Annotated in this window: 23 protein-coding genes; 7 read left to right on the forward strand and 16 right to left on the reverse strand. The window is 34.7% G+C overall.

All coding sequences use genetic code 11. The features are described 5' to 3' along the window. Positions 1–924: a hypothetical protein gene (locus tag P2086_RS00190; RefSeq protein WP_317898399.1), complete on the forward strand. Its 924-nt coding sequence runs from the start codon at positions 1–3 to the stop codon at positions 922–924. Positions 925–1,421: 497 nt separating this feature from the next. Here P2086_RS00190 and P2086_RS00195 read toward each other — a convergent pair whose 3' ends face one another. Then, positions 1,422–2,366 carry an aldo/keto reductase gene (locus P2086_RS00195; RefSeq protein WP_317898400.1) on the reverse strand — a complete coding sequence of 315 codons (945 nt, stop codon included), beginning with the start codon at positions 2,364–2,366 and terminating at the stop codon, positions 1,422–1,424. A 148-nt stretch (positions 2,367–2,514) separates the two neighbouring features. On the opposite strand from P2086_RS00195, the gene P2086_RS00200 reads away from it, so the two are divergent. From P2086_RS00200 to P2086_RS00210, 3 genes are all read left to right on the forward strand, one after another. Beyond that, complete coding sequence (locus P2086_RS00200) at positions 2,515–2,865, forward strand: hypothetical protein (protein ID WP_317898401.1); 351 nt, start codon at positions 2,515–2,517, stop codon at positions 2,863–2,865. Between the two features lie 268 nt (positions 2,866–3,133). After that, the gene (locus tag P2086_RS00205) at positions 3,134–3,490 is read left to right on the forward strand and encodes a hypothetical protein (protein ID WP_317898402.1); all 357 of its coding nucleotides are present in this window, start codon (positions 3,134–3,136) and stop codon (positions 3,488–3,490) included. 1,025 nt (positions 3,491–4,515) lie between these two features. Then, a complete protein-coding gene (locus P2086_RS00210) occupies positions 4,516–5,406 on the forward strand; it encodes a hypothetical protein (protein ID WP_317898403.1) in 891 nt (296 codons plus the stop codon). A 162-nt stretch (positions 5,407–5,568) separates the two neighbouring features. Here P2086_RS00210 and P2086_RS00215 read toward each other — a convergent pair whose 3' ends face one another. Next, on the reverse strand, positions 5,569–6,624 hold the full coding sequence (locus P2086_RS00215) for a serine hydrolase domain-containing protein (RefSeq protein ID WP_317898404.1): 1,056 nt from the start codon (positions 6,622–6,624) through the stop codon (positions 5,569–5,571). A 548-nt stretch (positions 6,625–7,172) separates the two neighbouring features. Here P2086_RS00215 and P2086_RS00220 point away from each other — a divergent pair. Both P2086_RS00220 and P2086_RS00225 read left to right on the forward strand, forming a co-directional pair. Continuing rightward, entirely contained in the window at positions 7,173–7,487 is a 315-nt protein-coding gene (locus tag P2086_RS00220) for a hypothetical protein (protein ID WP_317898405.1), read from the forward strand. 335 nt (positions 7,488–7,822) lie between these two features. Further along, on the forward strand, positions 7,823–8,941 hold the full coding sequence (locus tag P2086_RS00225) for a T9SS type A sorting domain-containing protein (RefSeq protein WP_317898406.1): 1,119 nt from the start codon (positions 7,823–7,825) through the stop codon (positions 8,939–8,941). A gap of 86 nt (positions 8,942–9,027) precedes the next feature. Here P2086_RS00225 and P2086_RS00230 read toward each other — a convergent pair whose 3' ends face one another. The 11 genes from P2086_RS00230 to P2086_RS00280 all read right to left on the reverse strand — a co-directional run bounded on the left by P2086_RS00230 (position 9,028) and on the right by P2086_RS00280 (position 19,733). Continuing rightward, positions 9,028–9,471 carry a DUF2147 domain-containing protein gene (locus P2086_RS00230; RefSeq protein WP_317898407.1) on the reverse strand — a complete coding sequence of 148 codons (444 nt, stop codon included), beginning with the start codon at positions 9,469–9,471 and terminating at the stop codon, positions 9,028–9,030. A gap of 150 nt (positions 9,472–9,621) precedes the next feature. After that, complete coding sequence (locus tag P2086_RS00235) at positions 9,622–10,083, reverse strand: DUF4442 domain-containing protein (protein WP_317898408.1); 462 nt, start codon at positions 10,081–10,083, stop codon at positions 9,622–9,624. An 11-nt stretch (positions 10,084–10,094) separates the two neighbouring features. Then, positions 10,095–10,598 carry a Crp/Fnr family transcriptional regulator gene (locus P2086_RS00240; protein ID WP_317898409.1) on the reverse strand — a complete coding sequence of 168 codons (504 nt, stop codon included), beginning with the start codon at positions 10,596–10,598 and terminating at the stop codon, positions 10,095–10,097. Between the two features lie 132 nt (positions 10,599–10,730). Continuing rightward, positions 10,731–11,240 (reverse strand): DUF4442 domain-containing protein, encoded by a 510-nt coding sequence (locus P2086_RS00245; RefSeq protein ID WP_317898410.1) that lies wholly within the window; start codon positions 11,238–11,240, stop codon positions 10,731–10,733. After that, complete coding sequence (locus tag P2086_RS00250; RefSeq protein WP_317898411.1) at positions 11,241–11,501, reverse strand: acyl-CoA-binding protein; 261 nt, start codon at positions 11,499–11,501, stop codon at positions 11,241–11,243. A gap of 13 nt (positions 11,502–11,514) precedes the next feature. Next, positions 11,515–11,967 carry an acyl-CoA thioesterase gene (locus P2086_RS00255; RefSeq protein ID WP_317898412.1) on the reverse strand — a complete coding sequence of 151 codons (453 nt, stop codon included), beginning with the start codon at positions 11,965–11,967 and terminating at the stop codon, positions 11,515–11,517. Between the two features lie 17 nt (positions 11,968–11,984). Next, positions 11,985–13,775, reverse strand: a complete 1,791-nt coding sequence (locus tag P2086_RS00260; RefSeq protein ID WP_317898413.1) for an acyl-CoA dehydrogenase FadE — start codon at positions 13,773–13,775, stop codon at positions 11,985–11,987. Between the two features lie 24 nt (positions 13,776–13,799). Beyond that, entirely contained in the window at positions 13,800–14,975 is a 1,176-nt protein-coding gene (locus P2086_RS00265) for an acetyl-CoA C-acyltransferase (protein WP_317898414.1), read from the reverse strand. A 51-nt stretch (positions 14,976–15,026) separates the two neighbouring features. Then, a complete protein-coding gene (locus tag P2086_RS00270) occupies positions 15,027–17,432 on the reverse strand; it encodes a 3-hydroxyacyl-CoA dehydrogenase/enoyl-CoA hydratase family protein (RefSeq protein ID WP_317898415.1) in 2,406 nt (801 codons plus the stop codon). Between the two features lie 10 nt (positions 17,433–17,442). Next, the gene (locus P2086_RS00275; protein WP_317898416.1) at positions 17,443–17,892 is read right to left on the reverse strand and encodes a MarR family winged helix-turn-helix transcriptional regulator; all 450 of its coding nucleotides are present in this window, start codon (positions 17,890–17,892) and stop codon (positions 17,443–17,445) included. 56 nt (positions 17,893–17,948) lie between these two features. Continuing rightward, on the reverse strand, positions 17,949–19,733 hold the full coding sequence (locus tag P2086_RS00280; RefSeq protein ID WP_317898417.1) for an AMP-dependent synthetase/ligase: 1,785 nt from the start codon (positions 19,731–19,733) through the stop codon (positions 17,949–17,951). 89 nt (positions 19,734–19,822) lie between these two features. On the opposite strand from P2086_RS00280, the gene P2086_RS00285 reads away from it, so the two are divergent. Next, positions 19,823–20,821 carry an NAD(P)H-dependent flavin oxidoreductase gene (locus P2086_RS00285; RefSeq protein ID WP_317898418.1) on the forward strand — a complete coding sequence of 333 codons (999 nt, stop codon included), beginning with the start codon at positions 19,823–19,825 and terminating at the stop codon, positions 20,819–20,821. Positions 20,822–20,895: 74 nt separating this feature from the next. Here P2086_RS00285 and P2086_RS00290 read toward each other — a convergent pair whose 3' ends face one another. From P2086_RS00290 to P2086_RS00300, 3 genes are all read right to left on the reverse strand, one after another. After that, positions 20,896–21,315 (reverse strand): hypothetical protein, encoded by a 420-nt coding sequence (locus tag P2086_RS00290; RefSeq protein ID WP_317898419.1) that lies wholly within the window; start codon positions 21,313–21,315, stop codon positions 20,896–20,898. Between the two features lie 102 nt (positions 21,316–21,417). Then, positions 21,418–22,788, reverse strand: coding sequence for a sensor histidine kinase (locus tag P2086_RS00295; RefSeq protein ID WP_317898420.1), 1,371 nt, complete (start codon positions 22,786–22,788; stop codon positions 21,418–21,420). 1 nt (position 22,789) lies between these two features. Beyond that, positions 22,790–23,470, reverse strand: coding sequence for a response regulator transcription factor (locus tag P2086_RS00300; protein ID WP_317898421.1), 681 nt, complete (start codon positions 23,468–23,470; stop codon positions 22,790–22,792). Between the last annotated feature and the right edge of the window lie 167 nt (positions 23,471–23,637).

Raw genomic sequence — 23,637 nt, forward strand, 5'->3', positions numbered from 1 at the left:
TTGAAACATTATTTTTTCATAGCTTTTATTCTGTTTTTAGGTGCTCTTGCTCATGGGCAAACCACAGCAGACTCAAGTTCTTTCGTGCCACAATACGACACCGAAACTAATTATACATTAAAAACAAAAAGCGGCTCCATACATACCGGACAAGTTATAAGAGAAACAAGTGAATTTGTGGTTCTTAAAAACAAAATAACACACAGAACTGTTGAAATAAGAAAGTCAGAGATTATTCAAAATAATAAATCCGCAGGTCGCGATTTAAGTAATGAAACAATGGGTGAAAATTTACACGCTCGAAATTATATGTTTTTAAGCAGCGCTTTTTTATTTGATGAAGGAAAAGTATCGACTAATTCACATTGGTTACTTCTTGAAAATATTAATTATGCTTTCAATAAACATTGGGCCATTACATTAAATACCGTTGCTTTCTATCCAATTTCTTTGGGTTTAAATTTTGCTTACGAAATTACTGAAGATAATTACATTGGCGGCTCTGTATTTGGAATTGGTGACATCACATCCGGTGGAAATAGTTCTGCCTTGTTTGGTTATGGTGCACAGGGTAAATTTACACATGGCAATTCTAATAAAAACTTAACCTTTTCAGGAGGTGTAATTGGGTTAAACTCAGACTTATTTTATAGGAACAGTACTAGCGCTTTTGTAAATATGGCTTTTATAAGTGCAGCCTACTGTAGCAGATTTAAAAAAAATGTTGCTTTAAATATTGAAGGTTGGTATTTACCTGAATTAACTAGTGGCTTTGGCGGCATAGGCTTTAAATTTATTGGAAACGAAGTCATTTGTTGGACGGTGGGTTGTTATGCATTGATAAATAATTCTAATAACAGAGTTAATCTAGATTTAAGAGCGATACCTGTTCCTTATTTTAGTATGTCGAGGAAATTTAATTAGAATCTAAAACTTAATTGGTCCAGCAAGTTTTATTCTAAAGTCTAAGTTCTTTAGCATCCGTGTTTTTTTGGGCGCCCGGACGCGCTTTCGCTACTCGCTCTTTATTTTTGCCCTTCGGGACAAACATAAAGGAGCTCAAACAGGCCGCTCAATCGCTGGCGCTCACTACATATTAGATCAGTAGTTATTTCGGTAAATTTTAGTTTAGCATTTTTATTAATCGCAAAGTGCTACGTAAATTATTAGAAAAATCATAATGGTTCTCGTAAATTTTTTAGCTTTCAAATTTTGAAGTGACTGCTCTAAATTTACTATTGACAATTCTGCGTCAGGGGGCCGAAGTCCCGGTATTTATCGGGATGGTTCATTTTAGGCGATACCTCTTTTATCGCCTAAAAAAATTGCGGCAAAAGTTTGATAAACTTTTGAGCGAGGTAGTGCGATTGTAATGGAACCCGCAGGGCACCAGCCCGGGCGCCCGAAAAAAAAAGATTTTATCAAATACTACTGCTATTTAAAAGTTCTATATCCTTTGCATCTAACACGATTGATGCTGCATTTACCAAATCTTTTAATTGCTCAATTGTTGTTGCGCTTGCAATCGGAGAAGTAATAGATGGTCGTGCCATTAGCCAAGCTAGTGCCACGCTTGCAGGTTTGGTTTCATGTTTTGAGGAAACTTCATCTAGGGCGTTAAGAACGTTTAAACCTTTTTCATTTAGGTATTTATCGGTAACGCTTCCACGTACGCTTTTAGTTCGGTCGCTGGCATTTCTATATTTACCACTTAAAAAACCTGAGGCTAAAGAAAAATAAGGAATCACTCCTAATTTATTATCTAAGCACACTTTTTCAAGATCAGTTTCAAAAATATTTCTTTCCATTAAATTATAATGCGGTTGCAAGGTTTGGTACCGCGGGTAATTATATTTTCTACTTGTTTCCAAAGCAAGATTGAGCCTCTCTGCGGAATAGTTGGATGCACCAATATACCGAACCTTCCCTTCTTTAATTAAATATTGGTAAGCATCGAGTGTTTCTTCCAAAGGTGTTTTTGAGTCGTCATCGTGACTTTGATATAAATCTATGTAATCGGTTTGCAAGCGTTTTAGAGAATCGTTAACAGCATTGAGAATATACTTTTTTGAAAGCCCTATTTTTCCATTTCCCATGTCCTTACCCACTTTGGTAGCCAGAATTATTTCTTTGCGGTTACCACGTTTTTTCATCCAGCTTCCAAGTATTGTTTCAGATTCACCACCGATGCCACTTGCCCAGCGGGAATACATATCGGCTGTGTCAACAAAATTAAAATCGGAAGCTACAAAGGCATCTAAAATTTCAAAGGATGTTTGTTCGTTGATTGTCCAGCCGAATACATTTCCACCAAAGGCGATTGGACTTACTAAAAGATCTGTTTTTCCGAGTAGTTTCTTTTGCATGCTATAAAGGTATTAATAAAAAACCGTGCTTAAGATTTAGGAATAGAGCCAAATAAGTCCTAAAAATCATAATTTGTTAATACTACAAATCGTAGCAAAACAAAACTACTTTATGTAGTAAGTTTGTATAACATTAAACTTAAAGGCTATGAAAAACATCACAAGAATTGAAATTTACTTTAGTATGATTGAAGGAATTAAGTATGAAAACCCGCACGGCGGAGCATACGCTTATGTTCAATTTTTAGCTTATGCCCGAGAGTTGGTGAAATTATTAAAGCCTTTAAATAAAGTAGACAAACAAATTGACACAATAGAAGGAGTGAGTTGGTTATTTAATGAATACTTATCCGCAACATTTACTCCGCGCCAGCAAGCCATTTTTGAAAACAAAAAAAGTGAGTTGAAAGACACCTTTAATTCCATTCGTCTTATTTTGAAACAGCCGGAATTGGATTTACCATTGGGAGGCAAAGTATTGCATAGGCAAGCTGCTTGACGATCAAAATAACGGTTTTGTCTAAAATTTATCCTATTGCACATTTACTTTTCTGAAGTAAGTAGTGCTAAAACCAGTATAATATCTGTAGTTAACTTTGGTTTTATTAAATCTTGCATATTAAATGCCATTTCTACAGCTCTTGTAGATCTTAAATAAAGGATTACATTTGGTTTAACAAAACAATTTGTTGTGGACGCCAGATACCACTAAAAACGGGGCCGATCTGAAAAGCCATACGAGTAGGATTTTATTAATAATTAAACCAATGAAACTAACAAAAATTTTCGCGACCATTTTTATCATGGCTCTACTTACATTTACATTAAACAGCTGTAAAAAATGTAAGGGAGAAGATCCGCAAGCAAGAATAACAAACAATGGAACAAAAGATGCTAGTGTACAGATTAAAACATCTGGAGGAAATACTGTTAACATTAATAATGTTGCAAAAGGAACATCATCCGCCTACGACAATTTCGCAGAAGGGGACGTAACTTTTACCATTACGATTGATAAAATTGTGTATGAGAAAGTTGTTACTATGTCAAAATGCTTTCAATACGACATTGTTATTGATAGTAACAATAACCTAACATCGGTTCCAGTCGATAGGAATGCTTAAGCGTAAAATATCGTAGGAAAGAAAATTCAGATTAAATTCCTAGATCAATTTTGTTGGTCTAGGTTTTTTTTATGATTCCAACAAGTGCTCATTTTTTAATTTTACAGAGTTCTAAAATCTGACAAAAGTCATCTGATTGCTTGCGTAATAAAGTTTTGTTTGTAATTATTTTGGATTGATAAAAGAATTAGCCATTTGATAGTTTATAGAAAATGTTTATTTTAGTACAGCTATCTGAGCAAACTCGTGAAATTCTCTTAAAAATGGGAAAATCTAAAAAGCTACAAACATTCGCCAATCTCCCATATGTGTGTTGGATAAGCGAAAGTTTATAGCGGGTATATGGTAGTTATGTGCAATTGTCCAGGTGACCGCCTGTGTGAAGTGTAGTTTTGAGGAGAGGAATCAATTTAATTTTTTGGAGAATAAGGCCAGCTGCTTGTGAAAAAATTATGACAGTAATTTTTTTGGCTGCCAAGTTGTTTCGATCGACATCGTGAAAGCTCGCTTTCAAACGACTGGCGTCGTTAAAACAACTTGACAAAGTTATTTTTAAAAATTTACAAAGTCAAATTTTACTACAAAATGTAGCATCTGGACTTTTTTGTTCTCAAAAACTAAATGGCCTTCTCCCCTCACGTCTCCAAGACGGCGCCAATCAGAAAGATTAGCGCCATATTGTAGACTAAAACTCCAAACTTCCTGGGCTAGACTTAACAGTTGTGGCCACTGGACAACTACGTGGCCCCACCGCACCGCCTAGACTGCCAACTGCACATAACACTGGGCAATTGCGTCATTTTTGCGTGTTACTGTACAAATACTTAACTTGGACTAGCAAAAACGCACGCAAGCCCAGAATCCGTTATAGGTAATGTGCCGACGGACTCTCGCTTCGGACAATAAAGTCGGATAAATTTCGTTTTCTATACATGCCAATATTAGAGTGGACTTATTTATTTCTCGCTCAGACAATCATTATTGTCATTTACTTCTTCATTCGCCACAGACACGAGGACTTTGAATTGAAACGTTTTTTTCAATCAAAAATTCACTTTTTGACAATGAATCTTGGCATAATTCTAACTTGCTGTTATTTAAATATTCGTAGACAGCTTTTCTGTATTCCAGTTCCGTGGACATGGGTAATCCTTGGACTCTTTTGCATTTGCTTCCTCGTTTTCCCATTCGTTAATAAAAACTCCAAGACATTTTCATTCGTAACCGCGTTTGCTGGACTTGGCTTCTTCATAGGTTTATATATATTATTATTCGGTAGACAAGAATATGCAATTTTTGCGGCGGCCAATTTGGTTGTAGCATTAATTCTTTGGCCTATCATCTTGCTCTTAAACAAAATATTTAAAAACAAAGTTGCAAATGCTCTATGGTTTTATGGCGCATTTGCATTAGCACCTTATTTTCTCATTCTTCAATTAATCTTTATGTATAAATCCCTATTGACAGTTTTTCAGAAAAGAGTTTTCATTTCTTCATCTCTAGTAATTCTTCTCATTGGTGCCTTATTCGCATTTCAAATGAAAAGAATATTTGATAAAGTTAATGCCGCTATAGACGTTGAAGTTGAGCTACGTTCTCTTAACAAAAATCCAGTAAATAACTATCTGACAGAATTAATTCTTGGCGCGCATTGGAAATATCATACTGAGCTAAGTTGCTATGACGGTTGGCGACCTCCTTTTCATGATCCAGTATTGGTAATTTCAAACAAAATTTTGTTTCCTTTCAAGCATTTTGCAAGGGACACTAAACTTTATTATTACCAAAATCCAAATTTATACGAAAAGATCTATCCAGACAATCCGACATATTTCAATTGTCGCTGCGCAGTAAAAGAAAGGCTTTGGGACATATCTGGCATTGAAGATATTCCATATGGCCGACAAAAGAAATAAAACTGTGTGCGGCACACAACCTATAACAGCGGTCTTGCCTAATTTTTTGCGTGTTAACGCTCAAATGCATAACTTGGACAAGCAAAAAACTAGGCAAGGCCGCAAAACGTTACCGGCAAGGCTAGTAATCAACTTTTCGATAGACGTACAGCTTTTAGCTGATTACATTGACGCTGCAACTATTTTATCAATAAATCCGTGCAGCCGTTTTATCTCAGAGCGACCTCGATTTTTATCGTTCACAAAACACGTGGTGACAATAACCATTTTTAAATCAGGTATCACACAAATTAATTGGCCTCCATAGCCACTTGCGACAAATGCTTGATGGCCATTTGTTTTTCGCCTCCACCAATAATAACCGTAACCATTTGCTCCTGGTAAGACATCCCATTCATTTAAAACAACCTGCTCACTTGTTGACTCATTAATCCATGACTTAGAAATAATTTGTTTACCATTCACATTTCCTTCATTCAAATAAAGCAATCCGAATTTTATCATGTCGCTTGACTTCATTGATAATTCGGTACCACCCATTGTTCTTCCTAATGGGTCACTCGACCAAGACGAAATAGTTACTCCAATAGGTTTAAAAAGGGCTGAGTCAGCAAATTCCTTCAAGTTTCCCTTAACACTTTTTGAAACTATAACAGCAATAACATGTGAGGCAGGTGTGCAGTATTTAAATTTAGTACCCGGAAAATCCTCAAATGGCAAATCTAATGTACTTCTAACAGGGTCGGACGAACTATTAAAAACCCTACTACTTAACGGACTATTGTCATCCCACAAATATCCTGTTTGCATTGTTATCAAATCACTCAGCGTTATTTTCCTTTTAAGCGAATCATTTGCTCTAATTAATTCAGTAAATCCTATATTTTGATTTTTCGAGAAATCAGTTGCATATTCCGGAAACAAATTAAAAATAGGTGTTTTTAAATCAGGTAATAGTTTATAATCATTCGCAATTCCAGCGAGCGCAGAGACAACCGACTTGGTTACAGATTTAACTTTAAAACTTGTACTATCATTCGCTCCATTAAAATATTCCTCACAAACAATTTCATTGTTTTTCCAAACTAGTATAGACCCAAGACTTGGAATACCAGCATAAGCCTCTTTAGTTATCATTTTTAACTCATTCGCTTTTTGTGCAGACAAAGGAGCATTCAAAATATTTACAACAAACAATAAAAATAAATTCCGTTTCATAAGGCTGTTCATTATCATAAAAATAGACTTTATTTAACAAAAACTATGCAGATACCGACAGAAAAACTGTGTGGCGGTCACATTACATAATAACTGGCAATACGGTCAGCCAGACATTTTTCCACTCAAGAACGATTTTAATTTAGAGAACCAGAATGGTCAGGCAATAAAATCTTAACGTATTCGTTAATACTACAAATCCACTCAAACTATTCAGGTTGGCGAAAAATAAAATAACTCAATTAATTTTATCAGTCATTTTCTTAGAAATTTTAATCTATTTGTGGGCATTTTGGACAGCATCATTAAATGAGAGTAATTTTTTTGCAATTGAACCAGAATTTATTTTTGATAAGTGCGCACGTAATTCTGGTAGGATATCTTCGACTTTTAATCTGCTCATCTTATTAATGATCGGTTACTTTGGTCTTGAACAAATTTACCTTGACGACAAGAAAAAGAATGAATTCCGGATTTTAATAACATTATTTGCAGTCAATCACTTGGTTCACTTTTTCTATGTGTTTCAAACTTTCAAACATCATACAATGGAACTCAACATATCCGAGAATAAACATGGTTTCATTACTTTTATTTGTGTTCTACTAATTCCTATTATTCTCTGGATATTTAAAAGTATAAATAAGATTCTCTATACAATCATCATTATACATTTATTCAATGTAAGCTACTTCATCATGGATACATTTTATAACAAAATAAAGCCTGACAAACCAGCGTATCACAATCAATTCGGAATTGTTGTAACAACCGCTGCTTGTATTTATGTTTTTTATAGAATTTTCCGCGAGTTTAAATTGAACCTGTCTGTCAGCGAACATCGCAACAACGATGTAACATAAACTTTGCTTCGCCATCATTGAATTAACAGCTACCAAATGTAAGGGCAAAAATTATAATACTAATAGCGTTTTTTTTGGGTCCCTTAAAACTTTGTCCAATAACAGCATGCAAGGCTCTTTTTCTAACGAGGTCAACATCTCAATAAGCTTAAAACGCTTGTGATAAAATTTAAACCTAGAAAATGTTATCCGTATTAACATCATTCTGAAACCAAAAACCACCTTCCATTATTAAAAAAGAAATCGTAAATTTAATATGCAAAATAAATTAGCAAACACATCTCGTACTACTTACATAAAATATTGTTGTTTTGAGTTAATCGCAAATTACTTTAATGAAAACCGTTCTAAAATTTGTAACACTTTGTTTGTTTGCCCTTCCAGTAAAAGGTCAGCAAATAGCTAAATTATTTGGGGCGCATTCAAATGGAACAAGCAATGTCTTTACTTCAGTAACGCTTCCTGATGTTACTTATGACAAACTCTCAGTAATAAAAGGGCCATTCAAGCCATTCGCTGGACAAACAACCTTTGACGATAAAAACTCAAGGTACTTTATTAAGAGTGGCTCGAACATCCTCATTATTGATGCTACAACTGGTAAAATTTCTGATAGTATTCCAAATTCAAGTAATTTCTACAACATCGAATACGACGAGATCTCCAATAGTATAGTGGGTTTGGCTACTATTGAAAAATCAGTTGTCTTTAAAACAATTAACCTCCTAACAAAATCAAGCGTGGTTACAGCCTCACTCAGTGGTGTTGACTCAATAGTTGTTGGAGAATCGACATTTGATTCAAAAAACAGAAGATACTTTGCACTTACCAAAGTTGGATTAATTGTTATTGATTCAACTGGTGCTTTTATTGATGTCCTTTGTTCATCACCCTATTTAAACGGGTTGGAATATGATCCTGCAACCAATAAAATTTATTATTTAGAGTGGGATGGAAGCATCTATTATTTTGTATCCATTGAAGCAAACACATGCAGCGTAGGTTTCATCAACTCATTTAACGGCTTTTCAAAATCAATTTGGGCTGAGAGTAGTTTTGACAAAACGCTCAGTCATTACTATAACAAAACAAACCTTGGGATACTTAAGATTGATATCCGTTCTGGTGAAATAATACAAAGGATTCCTGTTTTCAATTATTTTGGAGGATTGGAATTTACAACCGTATCCAAAATGGCAAATCTTGAGGAAGAAAATTCGCGTAAAGAAATTCATGTATTTCCGAACCCAAGTAACAGTCATTTCAATTTCTCAAATTTAAAAAAAGGAGACACACTAGAAATTTTTGATTTTAAGGGTCAATTGCTTTACCAAACTGTTTTAAATGAAACTAGCTTGGAACTTAACTTTGAAACAGAAAGCAGAGGAATTTATTTTTATAGAATATACAGCGCAACCGATCCAATCAAACAAGGGAAATTACTTTTAAGATAAAACTAAAAACCATACCGATTGATTTAGATTTTAAGTTTCACCTCGATCTTCAAAGTAAATCAATCTAATTATTTTTGATTTATATTTTATTTAAAGTCTTCAACCTTGAACCAGGTTTGTGTACGCCCAATAAGTGAAATTCCAATGTAACCTCTCAAATCCAACATGCCATTTCTGAACTTGATTGTGCAGCTATAAGTTTTGCCATTTTCTGGGTCATAAATTGTTCCGTCTTCCCATTCGTCATCATCAAACACAAAATTCTTTAACATATTAAGTCCAACTAATGGAACACTTTGTTTTGCTTTATCAGGATTATTTTTATCAACTTTTATTTTTCCATCTTCATAATTAGGGTTTCTTAACCAAACAATTTTACCATTGTACTTGTTTCCTTCCTTGTAAATTTGAACCTTAGCTTTACCACTAGCGGTTAGCCATGTACCAAGAACGGCATCTGGATTTTTTGATTGAGCATTAAATAATGTGCTGCTTAAAAACAACAGCAGAAACGCGACGATTTTTTTCATAGTTTATAGATTTATAGGTTTGGTAAGTCGGTTTTCAAATATAAAATTTAGAAACGAAAATATGCTTGATTGAAAATATGAAACCACTTGATATAGATCAACATTTTATGCGTGCATAATCTCATTTATAACTGAACTAATAAATTTAGTTTAAAAATTTAAGTTACGGATATATACTTCGTTATTAGCAATAGCACATACCTCACCTACTTTATCAACTATTTCAATGGGATATGTTTTCACAAATTTACCTTCACTAGTCAGCGCTTTGCTCGCTTCTTCAATCATAGCGTCATCAATTAAAATACTATAAAATAAATCAGTACGTCCCGGTTTTACATACTGAATATCTGCACTTTTTAACCATACAGTAATTTTAAAGCCTTTGTGTTGCATTATTTGTCCGAATAAAAGTGCATAAAAAGGATCCGTCGCAGTAAAAATTGTTCCACCAAAAATTGAATTACCAAGATTTGTAGTAAAAAGACTTTTATTAATTTTTACATCAATACCTTTAAAATCTTTATAAATTTTTTTGACCCAAATTCTTTGAAATAACATGGGGGGATATATCCGCATTAACCATTTCAATGAGTTTTCAGAAATCTTCATATTATAAATGCTTATCCTTGTTTAACCGTTTGACTTCGCAAACGACTGAGTGTTTTGGGAGTAATTTCCAAATAAGAGTCTAAATAAATTGCCGGTACTCGATTTCCAAACTTTGGATGCGACCGTAAAAATTCAAAGCAGCGTTTTTGTGCCGAATAACCAGCTCTAATTGCCTTCTTACTCCAATCAAGTGTTTTTACAAAATAATGTTCAATAATTTTTCGCACTAATCTTTCAAACTCAGGTATTTCATCGCAAAAACGATTGTGGTCATCATAGCTTAAACCCAACATTTGTCTGCCTTCAAGCGCTTCAATGTTAACACCTGCTTGCTCTTGAGAAAGAAATGCCTTGGCGTCACCAAACAAGTTATTTTGCGCAACTAAATCATTGGTGTGTTCTATTCCTTCACAGTCGAAGATATAATAACGGAATAATCTTTCATTCGCATAAAACATAATATTAGCGTTATTACCTTCATTCAAAAGATTTTTTTTCTTTCTTACATAACCCATTTTTAAAGCCGAAATAATTTTCTCAATATCCTTATCAGCAAGAACTTCAACTTGATTTAAATTATTTATAAGAGAATCAAACTTGTTTCATAATTTAAAGAAATAGTGTTAAATGCGCTCCCTTAAAAGTTATCAAACCTTCATCTTAACATTCTTCCAAGCTTTTATTTGCCAATTAATTAAACCTGTACAAATATGATTATTTTTTGTATCGTAAACTTCTATCGCAAATTCTTTAAAGATTGCTTCTTGTATTTTTAATGGATTTAGAATCTCATTTTCAATTTGCTCTTCCGTTATTTTAAATTTAACAAACACATCCGTCTTTGCCTGATAATGATATGTCATGTGAATGTTTTTTAAAATAATTCGATAATCCTTTGGAGAGAAATTTAACAACAAACTTAAACCAGAAACGTACTCGCACAAAGCGGCCAACAAGCAAGCATGCACACCTTTGATATGGTTTCTATTCGGGTTGCTATTTTTTGCTGATAGGGTAAGTTCGTTGTCGCCTATTTCGACAACTCTAATATTGTGCGGCTTGTTAAATGGTACAGTTCGTAAAAGTACGACATTAAGTATCCACAAATAAAATTGTGAATATCTCGCTTTTTGCACAAGTATATTGAGTTTCTCCATTTATTTTTTAAATAATTCCTCTACATAGTCAATGTATTTTTGCTGTGCATCTTCTTTAGCAATACCTTTTTTTGTATTCCAAGCATTGTATTTAGCCGCGGCAACAAAATCAAACATGGCAGGCGTATCGGCATTTACGTCACCAATAGTCGCTTGTTTATTTAAAGCGTACAATTCCAACATAACATCATTACCTGGTTTTTCGGGCAATTCTAATACCTTTTTTTTCGCGTCTTCAAATTTTTGTTCTAATTCGCTCATGCTATTTTTTTATTTAATTTTTTTCAGGGATTTCTTCCAACACAAAATCTGCACTGTGTGGAATGTGAAGGAAAGCTTCTGCCCACTCTGGAGGCAGCCCAGTAAGTTTTCTCCTAACCATATCCACCCAAGCCCCCTCTACATTTATTTGAGCAGCCTTCACACCATCGCCTCTATAAATATCCTGACTAAATGCCCAACGACTACCGTCTTTTCTACTTTTCGTCAATAAACAGGTTACTTTTACTGTATCATTAGGGCTAATCTCTCTTAAATAAATAAGTTCCTCTCTAAATAAAATGGGGCCTATTTTCAATTTCTCAAGCAAGTCACTATTAAATCCAAGGCTTTCTAATGTTTGTACTCTAGCTTGTGCGGCAAAATCTGCATAAGCAGAATGTCTTAGATGTCTATTAGCATCTATTTGTGACCACATTACCCTACCTTCATAAAACACATTTTCCATTCTTACTCTTTTTGTATCTAAAAACAATATTTATTTTCAGCAATAATTTTTTGCGCAATTAACTGACGTGAAGCTTTTGCATTGAATGGCTCTTGTTTGGTATAGCGCTTCAAACCAATTAGCATCATGCGTAACTCATCACCTTCTCCAAAACTGTTCAACGCTTCTTTACCCTCTACCCAAATTTTATCACACGCTGAATTTATGTAAGTGCGTGCTATAGCAATATGAACTTCACAATCATCCTCACTTTTCATACTTACAAGTTTTTCGACACGCAATAAAGTTGATTCCGCAACATATACTTCAATGGCCATGTTAGCAATATTCATAATCACTTCTTGTTCTTTACTTAAGGTGGTCATGAGTTTTTGCACGGCAGCTCCAGCAGTTAATAAAATTGCTTTCTTAAAATTAGTTATCAATTTTTTCTCGTAAGCAAATAAGGTTTCATCCGGATCACTAAATTCAGGAATACCTACTAGTTCTGCGGCTACCTTTTGTGCTGGTCCCATCAAATCCAATTCACCTTTCATAGCGCGTTTTAAAATCATATCCACAATTAACATGCGGTTGATTTCATTCGTGCCTTCAAAAATTCTATTGATGCGGGAATCGCGATACACTCTGTCCATTGGACCTTCAGCGCTATAACCCATTCCACCATAAATTTGAACACCTTCATCAGAAACATAATCTAAGGTTTCAGAACCATGTACTTTTAAGATTGCTGCTTCAACGGCAAATTGTTCAATTCCTTTTAGTTTTGCTTTAGCTTCATCCATTCCGCCTTCAATCAAAGCATGAATAGCATCTTCAATATTTTGAGAACAACGGTACGTGGCACTTTCAGAAGCAAAAATACGAATAGCCTGTTCTGCTAATTTATAACGAATCGCACCATATTTAGAAATTGGTCTCTCAAACTGAATACGTTCGTTTGCATACATAACCGATTGCGTAACCGTTCCTTTACTCCCACCTATTGCAGCCCCTGCTAACTTAATCCTGCCAATGTTTAAAATATTTACGGCAATCTTAAAACCGTTACCACGTTCTGATAACAAATTTTCGACAGGAACTTTACATTCATTAAAAAAGACCTGACGCGTGGAACTTCCTTTAATTCCCATTTTGTGTTCTTCAGGATTTAAAGAAATTCCTCCAAAACTTTTCTCAACTATAAACGCCGATAAATTCTTATCGTCATCAATCTTAGCAAAAACTGTAAATATATCCGCAAAACCACCATTGGTGATCCACATCTTCTGTCCATTTAAAACATAATGCTTTCCATCTAGCGTAAGTTTAGCAGAAGTTTTACCGCTGTTAGCGTCAGAGCCACTTCCTGGTTCCGTTAAACAATAACAAGCCTTCCATTCTCCTGTTGCTAATTTTGGAATGTATTTTTTCTTTTGTGCTTCGTTTCCATAATATAAAATAGGAAGAGTACCAATTCCTGTATGTGCAGACAAAGCTACAGCAAATGAATGCCCCGCTCCAAGAGCTTCGGTAGTTAACATGGATGTTACAAAATCAAAACCCAAACCGCCGAGATCTTCTGGCACGGATGTTCCCAATAACCCTAAAGCTCCAGCTTTCTCCAGTAAAGAAACCATGAGTCCTTCTTCTTGATTGTCGATGCGATCAAGAATTGGTGTTACTTCCTGAGCAATAAAATCATCACAGGTTTTTTTCATCATGATTTGTTCTTCGTTCCATTGTTCCGGAATAAAAACATCCTGAGCGAGTGTTTCTTTAATTAAAAATTCTCCACCCTTTGTTTTGTTTGTTGTTGCTGTTGGCATATCAAATGATTTTTAAAATTTAGTTTATAATAACTCAAAAACTCCAGCTGCTCCATGGCCTGTACCAATACACATAGTTACGACCCCGTATTTTTTATTCTGACGGCGCATTTCAGCAAATAACTGTACAGATAATTTTGCACCGCTGCAACCTAATGGATGCCCAAGTGAAATAGCTCCACCATTTACATTTACTTTATTTTCATCCAATTTTAATTCACGCACTACTGCGAGTGATTGTGAAGCAAATGCTTCGTTTAATTCAAAAAGATCAATATCTTTTATTTTTAAACCAGCTTGTTCCACAGCTTTAGGAATAGCAAAAATTGGTCCGATACCCATGATACGCGGAGGAACACCGGCCACTGCATGAGAAACTAAACGAGCAATAGGCGTTAATTTATGTTCCTTCATAAACCGTTCGCTCACCACCATGACAAAAGCTGCGCCATCACTTGTTTGGGATGAGTTACCTGCTGTCACGCTTCCACCATTAGCAAAAACCGGTTTTAATTTAGCCAATGCTACAATAGATGTGTCTGCACGAGGACCTTCATCTGTATCAACTATTAAATCTTTTGTTTTCTTTTTTCCCTTTTCATCTAAATACGTTTCGGTTACTTTTACAGAAACAATTTCATCTTTAAATTTTCCCGCTTTAATTGCTGCAATGGCTTTCTGATGTGATTTATATGAAAACGCATCTTGATCTTCTCGAGAAACTTTAAATTCTTTTGCTACGGCTTCGGCTGTTAAACCCATATTCCAGTACCAATCAGCATGTTCTTTTGCGATGGTAGGATTTGGAATAACACGCCATCCCCCCATAGGAATTAAACTCATACTTTCTACCCCACCTGCAATCACACAATCGGCGTAACCTGCAGCAATTTTCGCCGATGCTAAAGCGATCGTCTCAAGTCCAGATGCACAATAACGATTCACAGTCATACCTGAAACTTTATCAGTATTTAAAGAGAGAAGAGAAATTATTCTGCCCACATTTAAACCTTGTTCTGCCTCTGGCATAGCGTTTCCAACCATCACGTCATCAATGCGTGTATGATCAATTTGTGGAAGAGATGCCACTAAATGTTTGATTACATCAGATGCAAGATCATCCGGACGCGTGAAACGAAACCCACCTCGGCTTGCCTTTCCAACTGCACTTCTAAAACCAGCTACAATATATGCTTTCATGTTTTTAATGTTTATTTTAATATTTTGTTCAACTAACTTATTAGAAATGTTTTAATTTCTGAGCACTTTTCCCCCGTTTATAATACTATGCAGACGTTCCATTGTTTTTCGCTCAGTGCACAAGGACACAAAAGCCTCTCTTTCTAAGTCCAACAAATACTGTTCACTAACCATAGTTGGCTGCGATAAATCTCCACCGGCAATCACATAGCCTAACTTTTGTGAAATTTTTAAATCGTGTTCGCTCATATAATTTCCGCTGTACATAGAATTAGCGCCAACGTAAACCAAACCCAATGCTTGATTACCGAGTACACGAATATCGTTACGTGGAACAGGTTTTGTATAACCCTTTTCTGCAAGCAACAGACACTCTGCTTTAGCCACACTTAATTGACGGGCTCTTGAAATAACAACCTTATCAATTCCTTTTCTTAAAATACCTAGATTAAATGCTTCGTAAGCTGAAGTAGAAACCTTTGCTTGACCAATAGTTAAGAATTTTTCCCTGAAAATATTTAATTCTACATCTCCTTCATGCAAAGAATCAGATAAACGAACAGCAAATTCTTTTGTACCACCACCACCAGGAATAACACCAACACCAAACTCTACCAATCCAATATAGGATTCCGCATGTGCTACTACCATATCCGCATGAAGACTGATCTCACAACTCCCACCTAAGGTTAAATTGTGTGGTGCAACAACAACCGGTATAGAAGAATATCGCACTCGCATGATTGTATTTTGAAATGTTTTTACTGCCATGTTTAACTCATCCCATTCCTGCTCTGCAGCCATCATGAAAATCATTCCAACATTTGCACCAGCAGAAAAATTAGCTCCTTCATTACTAATGACTAATCCTTTATATTCTTTTTCCGCCAAATCAATCGCTTTATTAATGCCCGCTAACACTTCTCCGCCAATCGTATTCATTTTTGTATGAAATTCACAATTCAGAATTCCATCACCCAAATCGATAATAGTTACACCGCTATTTTTCCAAATAGTTTTTGTTGCGCGAATAGTATCTAAAGAAATAAATTCTTCTGTACCAGGTATTATTTTATAAGTTTTACTAACCACATCATAAAAGAAACGTTTACCGTCTTCAACCTTATAAAAAGATATATTACCTGCTTTTAAGAAATCGTAAATCCAAGCTGCTGGTTTATTTCCAGAAGTGTCCATAATTTTCACAGCCGCTTCTACGCCTATTGCATCCCAATATTCAAAAGGACCTAAATCCCAGCCAAATCCAGCTTTCAGAGCGTCATCAATTCTATACAACTCGTCAGCAATCTCAGGAATGCGATTTGATACATATTGAAATAAGCCTGCAAAGGTTGCACGATAAAATTCTCCTGCCTTATCTTTACCGCTTACTAAAACCTTTACGCGTTCTCTTAAATTATCAATCGGCTTGGTTAATTCAAGCGTAGTAAATTTTACTTTCTGTTGTGCCTTGTACTCTAATGTTTTTAAATCTAAAACAAGAATTTCTGTTTTACCTTCTTTTGTTTTTGTCTTTTTATAGAAACCTTGCCCAGTTTTATCGCCGAACCATTTATTCTCGGCCATTTTTTTTAAGTACTCTGGCAATGCAAATAAATCATTTGCCTCATCATTTGGAACACCTTTTTTTAATCCATTGGCTACGTTAATCATAGTATCTAATCCCACAACATCGCTTGTGCGAAAGGTTGCAGACTTTGGTCTACCCAAAACAGGACCGGTTAACTTATCAACCTCTTCAATAGTTAAATCCATCTTTTCAACTAAGTGTAATAAGGACATAATTCCATAAACACCCACACGGTTTGCTATAAACGCAGGAGTATCCTTAGCTAATACAGTAGTTTTACCAAGAAACTTTTCACCATACTCCATCAAAAATGAAACTACCTCAGGTTGAGTATGAGGCGTTGGAATAATTTCTAATAATTTCAAATAACGTGGTGGGTTAAAAAAATGGGTCCCACAAAAATTATTTTTAAAATCTTCGCTTCTACCTTCAGCCATTAAATTAATAGGGATCCCAGAGGTGTTAGAAGTTATCAGCGTACCTGGCTTTCTGAACTTTTCAACTTGGTCGTATACTTTCTTTTTAATGTCAAGATTTTCAACAACAACTTCAATCGTCCAGTCGCAGCTTGAAATTTTAGATAAATCATCATCAAAATTCCCGGTACTTATTCTGCTGGTAAATTCCTTTAAATAAATAGGCGATGGATTTGACTTCAATGCAAATTGAAGGGCTTCATTTACAATACGGTTACGAACCGCTTTACTTTCCAAGTTTAGACCCTTTGCTTTTTCTAGATCGTTTGGTTCTTTTGGAACAATGTCCAGCAAAAGTACTTCACATCCGATATTGGCGAAATGGCAAGCAATTCTGCTTCCCATCACCCCAGAACCTAAGACTGCAACTTTCTGAATTAATCTTTTCATTTTTTGAATTTTAATTTTTTATAAGTTTATTTCTGTGTTCCGCCAATGCGGTTATCTCATCCATCGTTTTAAAAAAATCATCCACTTTGTTTTTACCTATTTTAACTTCTACTAAGTGATTAAAATTTCTCACAACATTCTTTGCTAATTCTTTCGCTGCTTTTCCTTTAGTTGTCAAAACAATTTTCATTTTTCTCCCATCTTCTTTATCCGGAATTCGCTGGATTAGTTTTTTCTTTTCCAACGACAACGTAATTCGAGAAAGCGAGGTGCTTTCCATTCCAAGAAGGGGAGCTAGATCTGATCCATAAATTCCATCATGGCTATCGATGTTCAGCAAAAAATGTCCCATAGATATTGTAAGGTCATGTAATGACGCTTCTGCATTATACATTCTGCTGACCACCTGCCAAGCCGTCTTTAATTTAGAATCAACTGTTTCTGTATGTTTTTTACTCATGTCAAAAACAAATATAGACTTTTATATTATGCGCGCATAATATTTTGTGATTTATTTTAAAGTGCATTTTCCGAACGATAAATTTTATCATAAGCATCCTTATTACCATTTAAAATAATTTTACGCTTTAATGATAACTTTGGGGTCATTTCTCCCTTTTCAATCGTCCATTCGTCAGACAGTAATTCTATTTTCTTTATACGTTCGTGCTGCGAAAGATCTTTGTTTACTATTTCCACTTCTTTCATAACACGTGCTCTGACTTGTTCGTTTTTAATAATATCGAATGAATTCGTATAAGGGATGTTGTGTTTTTCGCACCAAGTTTTTATAAAGGCGAAAGCTGGAACAACAAAGGCAGCAGGAAACTTTTCGTTTTCACCAATTACCATTGCTTGTTCAATAAATCTGCTTCCTTTTAGTTTATTCTCAGTAATTTGTGGTGTAATATATTTACCTCCTGAGGTTTTAAACATTTCCTTTTTACGATCGGTAATTTTTAAAAATTTATTATCAACCAAAGTGCCGATGTCTCCAGTATGAAACCAACCATCTGAATCAATAACTTCTGCGGTTAAATCAGGCCGATTGTAATAACCCATCATCACGTTTGGTCCTTTTACGCAAATTTCTCCCTCATCAGAAAATTTTACTTGCACATTTGAGACAATCGGTCCAACTGTACCAATCATTATGTTTTCATCTGCATAATTATTTACGGCGACAACTGGTGATGTTTCCGTTAATCCATAACCTTCTAATATTTTTATTCGCGCGGCGTGAAACACACGGGCTAAAGGTATTTGAAGAGCTGAGCCACCAGAAACAATTGCTACAATATTTCCGCCCAAGGCTTCCCGCCATTTACTGAAAACTAATTTATTTACGATTTTTAATTGAAATTCGTACCACCAACCATTGGCTCCATGTTGTTCATATTTTAAGCCAAGTTTAAGAGCCCAAAAGAAAAACACCCGTTTAATTCCTTCTAACTGAGTACCAGTTGCCACAATTTTTTCATACACCTTTTCAAGTAAACGGGGAACTGTCACAAAAATATGAGGCTTTACTTCTTTTAAATTTTCGCCAATTTTTTCAAGACTTTCGGCATAATATACCGACATACCTCTACTGATATACAAATAAGAAAGCATACGTTCATAAACGTGATTTAATGGCAGGAAGCTCAATGCCCGCCAATCACTCTCGAACGGACAAAGATCTTTACATGCCAAAACATTACTTACAAAATTATTGTGTGATAACATCACTCCTTTAGGATTACCTGTAGTGCCTGAGGTGTAAATTAAGGTTGCGAGATCAGAATTTTTTATTGATTTCTTAATAGCCTCTAATTTTTCAACTTGAGGATTCTTTTTACCTATCGCAATAAGCTCTTGGATGTTTCTTAAGCCTTTAATTTTTGGAATGGAAAAAATCTCTATAACACTTGAATTGGCAGCACAGCTTTTCACTCTCTCATAAATTTCTTCATTAGCTACGAAAAAATACTTTATATCAGCGTCACCAATAACATGTTTAAGATCATGTTCACTAATGGTTGGATACAATGGTGTGTTAATTGTACCAGTTTGGGAACAGGCATAATCAATAAAATTCCACTCCGGGCGATTATTAGAAATAAGTCCAATTTTATCACCTCGCTGAATACCAATATCTAAAAATGCATAACTCAGTGCATTAACTGTATCAATATACTCGTCGGTACTGTATTTCCTCCACACACCATTCTCTTTTGCAGCCAAGGTATCTGACTTTGCTGGCAATTTTTTCAGATGGTGTAAAAAATCAAAAAGACGAAAGTTTTCTATTGAATCCATAACTTAGTTTTTTAGAATACTCATGCATAAAAAATACTATGCACGCATAAAAATAATGTATATTTGTATTAAATCAAAATTATTTTAGGATGAAAGACAAGAACGAGTTAAATCATTTGCTAAAAATTAATTTTCCGATTATTATGGCTCCTATGTTTTTAGTGAGCAATCTTGAAATGATGAAAGCAGGAATACGCGCAGGTATTATGTCCACTTTTCCATCATTAAACTACCGGAAAGACGGTGAACTTGAAAAGGTACTCGACGAACTTAATGCCTATTGTAAACTTCATAGTGGTAGTTATGGGGTTAACATCATTGTACAAAAATCAAATCCTTTGTCCCTTAAACATACAAAAATTTGTCTCGAAAAACAAGTTCCTTTTTTTATTACATCGTTAGGCAATCCTAAAGATGTGATTGATGGCGCTCATGCATACGGAGGAAAGGTATTCTGTGATGTTACCAACCTAGTGCATGCAAAAAAATGTGTAGATGTAAATTGCGATGGATTTATAGCTGTGGGTCAGGGTGCTGGTGGACATGCAGGACCAAACCCCTTGCAAGTTTTGATTCCAGCTCTCAAAGAAATTTTTCCGAATACGCCAATTGTTGCGGCAGGTGGTATTACTAATGGCGCCGGACTCTTATCGGTTCAGGTATTAGGTGCAAGTGGCGCATCGATTGGTACCCGCTTCATTGCAAGCACAGAAGCTGGTGTAAATGATAATTACAAAAATGCAGTAGTGAGCTCAGGAATGGACGATATTGTTATGACCACGAAGTTATCTGGCACCCCCTGCGCGGTTATTAATAACGATGCAGCAAAAAAAATGGGTTACACCCAAAACTGGCTTGAAAAATGGCTCAGTTCAAATCAACAAACAAAAAAATGGTTTAAAATGCTGGTTCAGATAAGAGGGATGAAAAAACTTGAAAAATCGGTACTACCTAACAATTACCAGAGTTTATGGACAGCTGGAAAATCATCTGAACTGGTTCACGACATTATTTCTTGTGAAGAAATTGTAAATCGTATTAAACAAGAACATGAGAAAATTCTGAAAGAACTGTCCCATTTAATTTAAAATAAGAAATTGTTAAGCCCTGAGTTTAAGCTGCGCTAACTTGAAGGCAATAATTTTGAATTCTTAAAATTCTACTATCGTATTTGTACGATTTTTTTTACTAAGAATTTACCATCCGCAAAAAAGTTTGAATAACTCCTTTGAAGGTGCGCGTAAATTTCATGATCTATTTCATTGAGAGAATCAAAATTTTTCGAGAAATAGGACTTAAGATCTATCTCTGATACTAATTTTTTTCGGAACACTTTCTCCACTCGAACTTCGTTATCAGACTTTTTTGCACCCTTTAATGTTACTTTATAATAATGCAAACGTACTTCTAATTCATTTTTTGCAATAGCTTTGAGGTTACTTAGATTAAGAAATCTATTATGAACAGCAATGTATTCCTTAGATGTCATGTAGGGATTTACTGACTTTGTAAGGGTGCTAATTTCGTTCGATAGCTCACGTATGTGCTGTTTTAGAACATTGATTTCGTTTGAACTTGACATAAATACAGAATTAAAATTACTATGGTTCAAGTTAGCTACTTTAGAGGCAAAAGCTCGATTTTGAAGATTAGAATTACCTTAGAATTTCGGTTTAAACAATATCTATGACAAGTGGTTAAAAGACAATTCAAAGGACGTTCCTTTACCCTTAGCCGTTTCTAAAGAAATGGAAGCATTATGTAGCTGAATGATTTTTTTAGTTAACGCTAAACCAATACCATTACCTTTTGTTTCTGAAGTAGAATTTGCTCGGTAAAAAGGTTCAAACACAAGGGCGCTTTCTTCTTTCGATAATCCTATTCCAGTATCTGTAAATCTTACGAGCAGGTCTTCATCCTTACTAAAAAGTAAAAAAACATTACAGGTAGTGTTGGCACTAAATTTGCAGGCGTTATCTATTAAATTAGTAAATGCTATTGTTAAAAGTGCTTCGTTTCCTTTAATTAAAAGCTTATTCGCGTCTTCGGGCATGCTATCCAGATGAATATTTACTTTGTAATCAGGTCGTGTTCGTTGAAAATAATCCCGACTAAACCATAAAAGATCATCTATTCGTAAATCCGATAATTGAATTACATTTTCATAATTCAACCGCGCGTACTCCATTAAGTCGTGGGTTGTACGGTTTAAATTTTTTATATCTTCTAAAATAGAACCGAGAATGCCTTTATATTCGTCAACACTTCTCTCGTTAATTAAACTTACCTGTAATTGAGAAGTAATTGACGCGAGTGGATTTTTCAATTCATGAGAGGCGCCGCTTACAAAAAGCTTTTGCAATTTGAAAGCATTTTCTATACGATCAAGAAGTGTATTGAACGTCTTAATCAACTGTCCAATTTCATCATTATTTTTACCTAAGTTTAAACGCGTGTCCAGTTTATCGGCATTTAAAGCATTTACTTGATCAACTACTTTTGAAAGTGGTCTGAGTGCTCTACCAGCGTATATCCAACCACTATATGCTGCTATTGAAATAATCACAACAAAAAGTGTAGCCAACATATTTCTTAAATAAATAAGTTTATTTTCTCCAAACTCATTCATAGCACCGGCAAAAATCACAAAATGAGTTTGCTCATCATTGTATACAATTCCCAAAATTTTAAAATTGCCCTGTTCAAATTCTATTCTGTTAGTAGACTTTATCTCATCAAACAATTCTTTGTCAATATCAAAGTCTAATGAATCATTACTCGTGTATATTTCAAAATTCCTATCATTGTAGATACTAATATTTTCATAGGGCAACTTATCTCGTTGCGTCCTGTCGAGGATGCGCTGCATGGTTGAATCAATCTGCTGAACAGAGATAAATATTTCAGCAGATGTTTTGGCTTTATTTTCTAAACGCTGGTAAAACTCGTCCTTTATATATGTATATGAAGAATAATAAACAACACTAAATCCAAAAAGAATAATTAGAATTACTACGATTATAAACTGCAGAGTTAGTTTTGTTCTTATTTGCATTTTAAGGCTCTTCTCTAAAAATATAACCTATACCTTTTTTGGTATGAATTAGTTTTACAGGAAAATCTTTATCAATTTTATTTCTTAGGTAACTAACATACACTTCAATAATATTAGTTCCGGTATCAAAATTCAAATCCCAAACCTTTTCCGATATTTCTTCTTTTGAAACAACCCTATGCTTATTTCGCATAAAAAACTCTAATAAAGCGTACTCCTTAGCAGTAAGCACAATTAATTTATCATCCCTTCTCACTTCTTTCGAATCTAAATCCAACTTAACATTCGAATAAACTAATTCTTTGTTTGCACCAGAAATATTTCTTGTTCTGTTCATCGAAACTTTAATGCGCGCTAAAAGCTCATCAAAATCAAAAGGTTTCACAAGATAATCATCACTACCAGCATCAAAGCCCTTAATCTTATCTGAAGTTAAACCCAAAGCTGTAAGCATAATAACGGGTGTGAAATTTCTACTTTCTCTTAGTTTTTGGCAAAACTCTAAACCACTAATTTTAGGAATAATTATATCGGTAATGATTAAATCAAAGATTTGTGAATTGGTAAGTTTAAGCGCCTGCTCACCATCATAAGCTATTTGAACTTCATAGCCTTTTTCTTTCAATCCTTTCTGAAGGATATTAGCTGTTTTAACTTCGTCTTCTACTACAAGCAACTTCATTCCGTAAATTTACTCTATAGCTACGTATTTTTTACATTAAAAAAGCCTTAGAAATTGGTGTTTTTAGTGTTTTATTGTCAAATAGGATCGAAAACTTGAGGTTTAGAAAAAACATATTTAGGATTATGGTTTTTTTAAATCTCATAAATGGTTAGTTCAAGTTTGCT

The sequence above is a fragment of the Aurantibacillus circumpalustris genome, from assembly GCF_029625215.1.
GTDB classification, from domain to species: Bacteria; Bacteroidota; Bacteroidia; order B-17B0; family Aurantibacillaceae; genus Aurantibacillus; species Aurantibacillus circumpalustris.

Bases quoted from the DNA above. Each gene is read 5' to 3' on its own strand.
- P2086_RS00195 (WP_317898400.1), bottom strand. From the start codon at position 2,366: ATGCAAAAGAAACTACTCGGAAAAACAGATCTTTTAGTAAGTCCAATC.
- P2086_RS00200 (WP_317898401.1), top strand. From the start codon at position 2,515: ATGAAAAACATCACAAGAATTGAAATTTACTTTAGTATGATTGAAGGA.
- P2086_RS00205 (WP_317898402.1), top strand. From the start codon at position 3,134: ATGAAACTAACAAAAATTTTCGCGACCATTTTTATCATGGCTCTACTT.
- P2086_RS00215 (WP_317898404.1), bottom strand. From the start codon at position 6,624: ATGAAACGGAATTTATTTTTATTGTTTGTTGTAAATATTTTGAATGCT.
- P2086_RS00220 (WP_317898405.1), top strand. From the start codon at position 7,173: ATGGAACTCAACATATCCGAGAATAAACATGGTTTCATTACTTTTATT.
- P2086_RS00225 (WP_317898406.1), top strand. From the start codon at position 7,823: ATGAAAACCGTTCTAAAATTTGTAACACTTTGTTTGTTTGCCCTTCCA.
- P2086_RS00230 (WP_317898407.1), bottom strand. From the start codon at position 9,471: ATGAAAAAAATCGTCGCGTTTCTGCTGTTGTTTTTAAGCAGCACATTA.
- P2086_RS00235 (WP_317898408.1), bottom strand. From the start codon at position 10,083: ATGAAGATTTCTGAAAACTCATTGAAATGGTTAATGCGGATATATCCC.
- P2086_RS00240 (WP_317898409.1), bottom strand. From the start codon at position 10,598: ATGGGTTATGTAAGAAAGAAAAAAAATCTTTTGAATGAAGGTAATAAC.
- P2086_RS00245 (WP_317898410.1), bottom strand. From the start codon at position 11,240: ATGGAGAAACTCAATATACTTGTGCAAAAAGCGAGATATTCACAATTT.
- P2086_RS00250 (WP_317898411.1), bottom strand. From the start codon at position 11,501: ATGAGCGAATTAGAACAAAAATTTGAAGACGCGAAAAAAAAGGTATTA.
- P2086_RS00255 (WP_317898412.1), bottom strand. From the start codon at position 11,967: ATGGAAAATGTGTTTTATGAAGGTAGGGTAATGTGGTCACAAATAGAT.
- P2086_RS00260 (WP_317898413.1), bottom strand. From the start codon at position 13,775: ATGCCAACAGCAACAACAAACAAAACAAAGGGTGGAGAATTTTTAATT.
- P2086_RS00265 (WP_317898414.1), bottom strand. From the start codon at position 14,975: ATGAAAGCATATATTGTAGCTGGTTTTAGAAGTGCAGTTGGAAAGGCA.
- P2086_RS00270 (WP_317898415.1), bottom strand. From the start codon at position 17,432: ATGAAAAGATTAATTCAGAAAGTTGCAGTCTTAGGTTCTGGGGTGATG.
- P2086_RS00275 (WP_317898416.1), bottom strand. From the start codon at position 17,892: ATGAGTAAAAAACATACAGAAACAGTTGATTCTAAATTAAAGACGGCT.
- P2086_RS00280 (WP_317898417.1), bottom strand. From the start codon at position 19,733: ATGGATTCAATAGAAAACTTTCGTCTTTTTGATTTTTTACACCATCTG.
- P2086_RS00285 (WP_317898418.1), top strand. From the start codon at position 19,823: ATGAAAGACAAGAACGAGTTAAATCATTTGCTAAAAATTAATTTTCCG.
- P2086_RS00290 (WP_317898419.1), bottom strand. From the start codon at position 21,315: ATGTCAAGTTCAAACGAAATCAATGTTCTAAAACAGCACATACGTGAG.
- P2086_RS00295 (WP_317898420.1), bottom strand. From the start codon at position 22,788: ATGCAAATAAGAACAAAACTAACTCTGCAGTTTATAATCGTAGTAATT.
- P2086_RS00300 (WP_317898421.1), bottom strand. From the start codon at position 23,470: ATGAAGTTGCTTGTAGTAGAAGACGAAGTTAAAACAGCTAATATCCTT.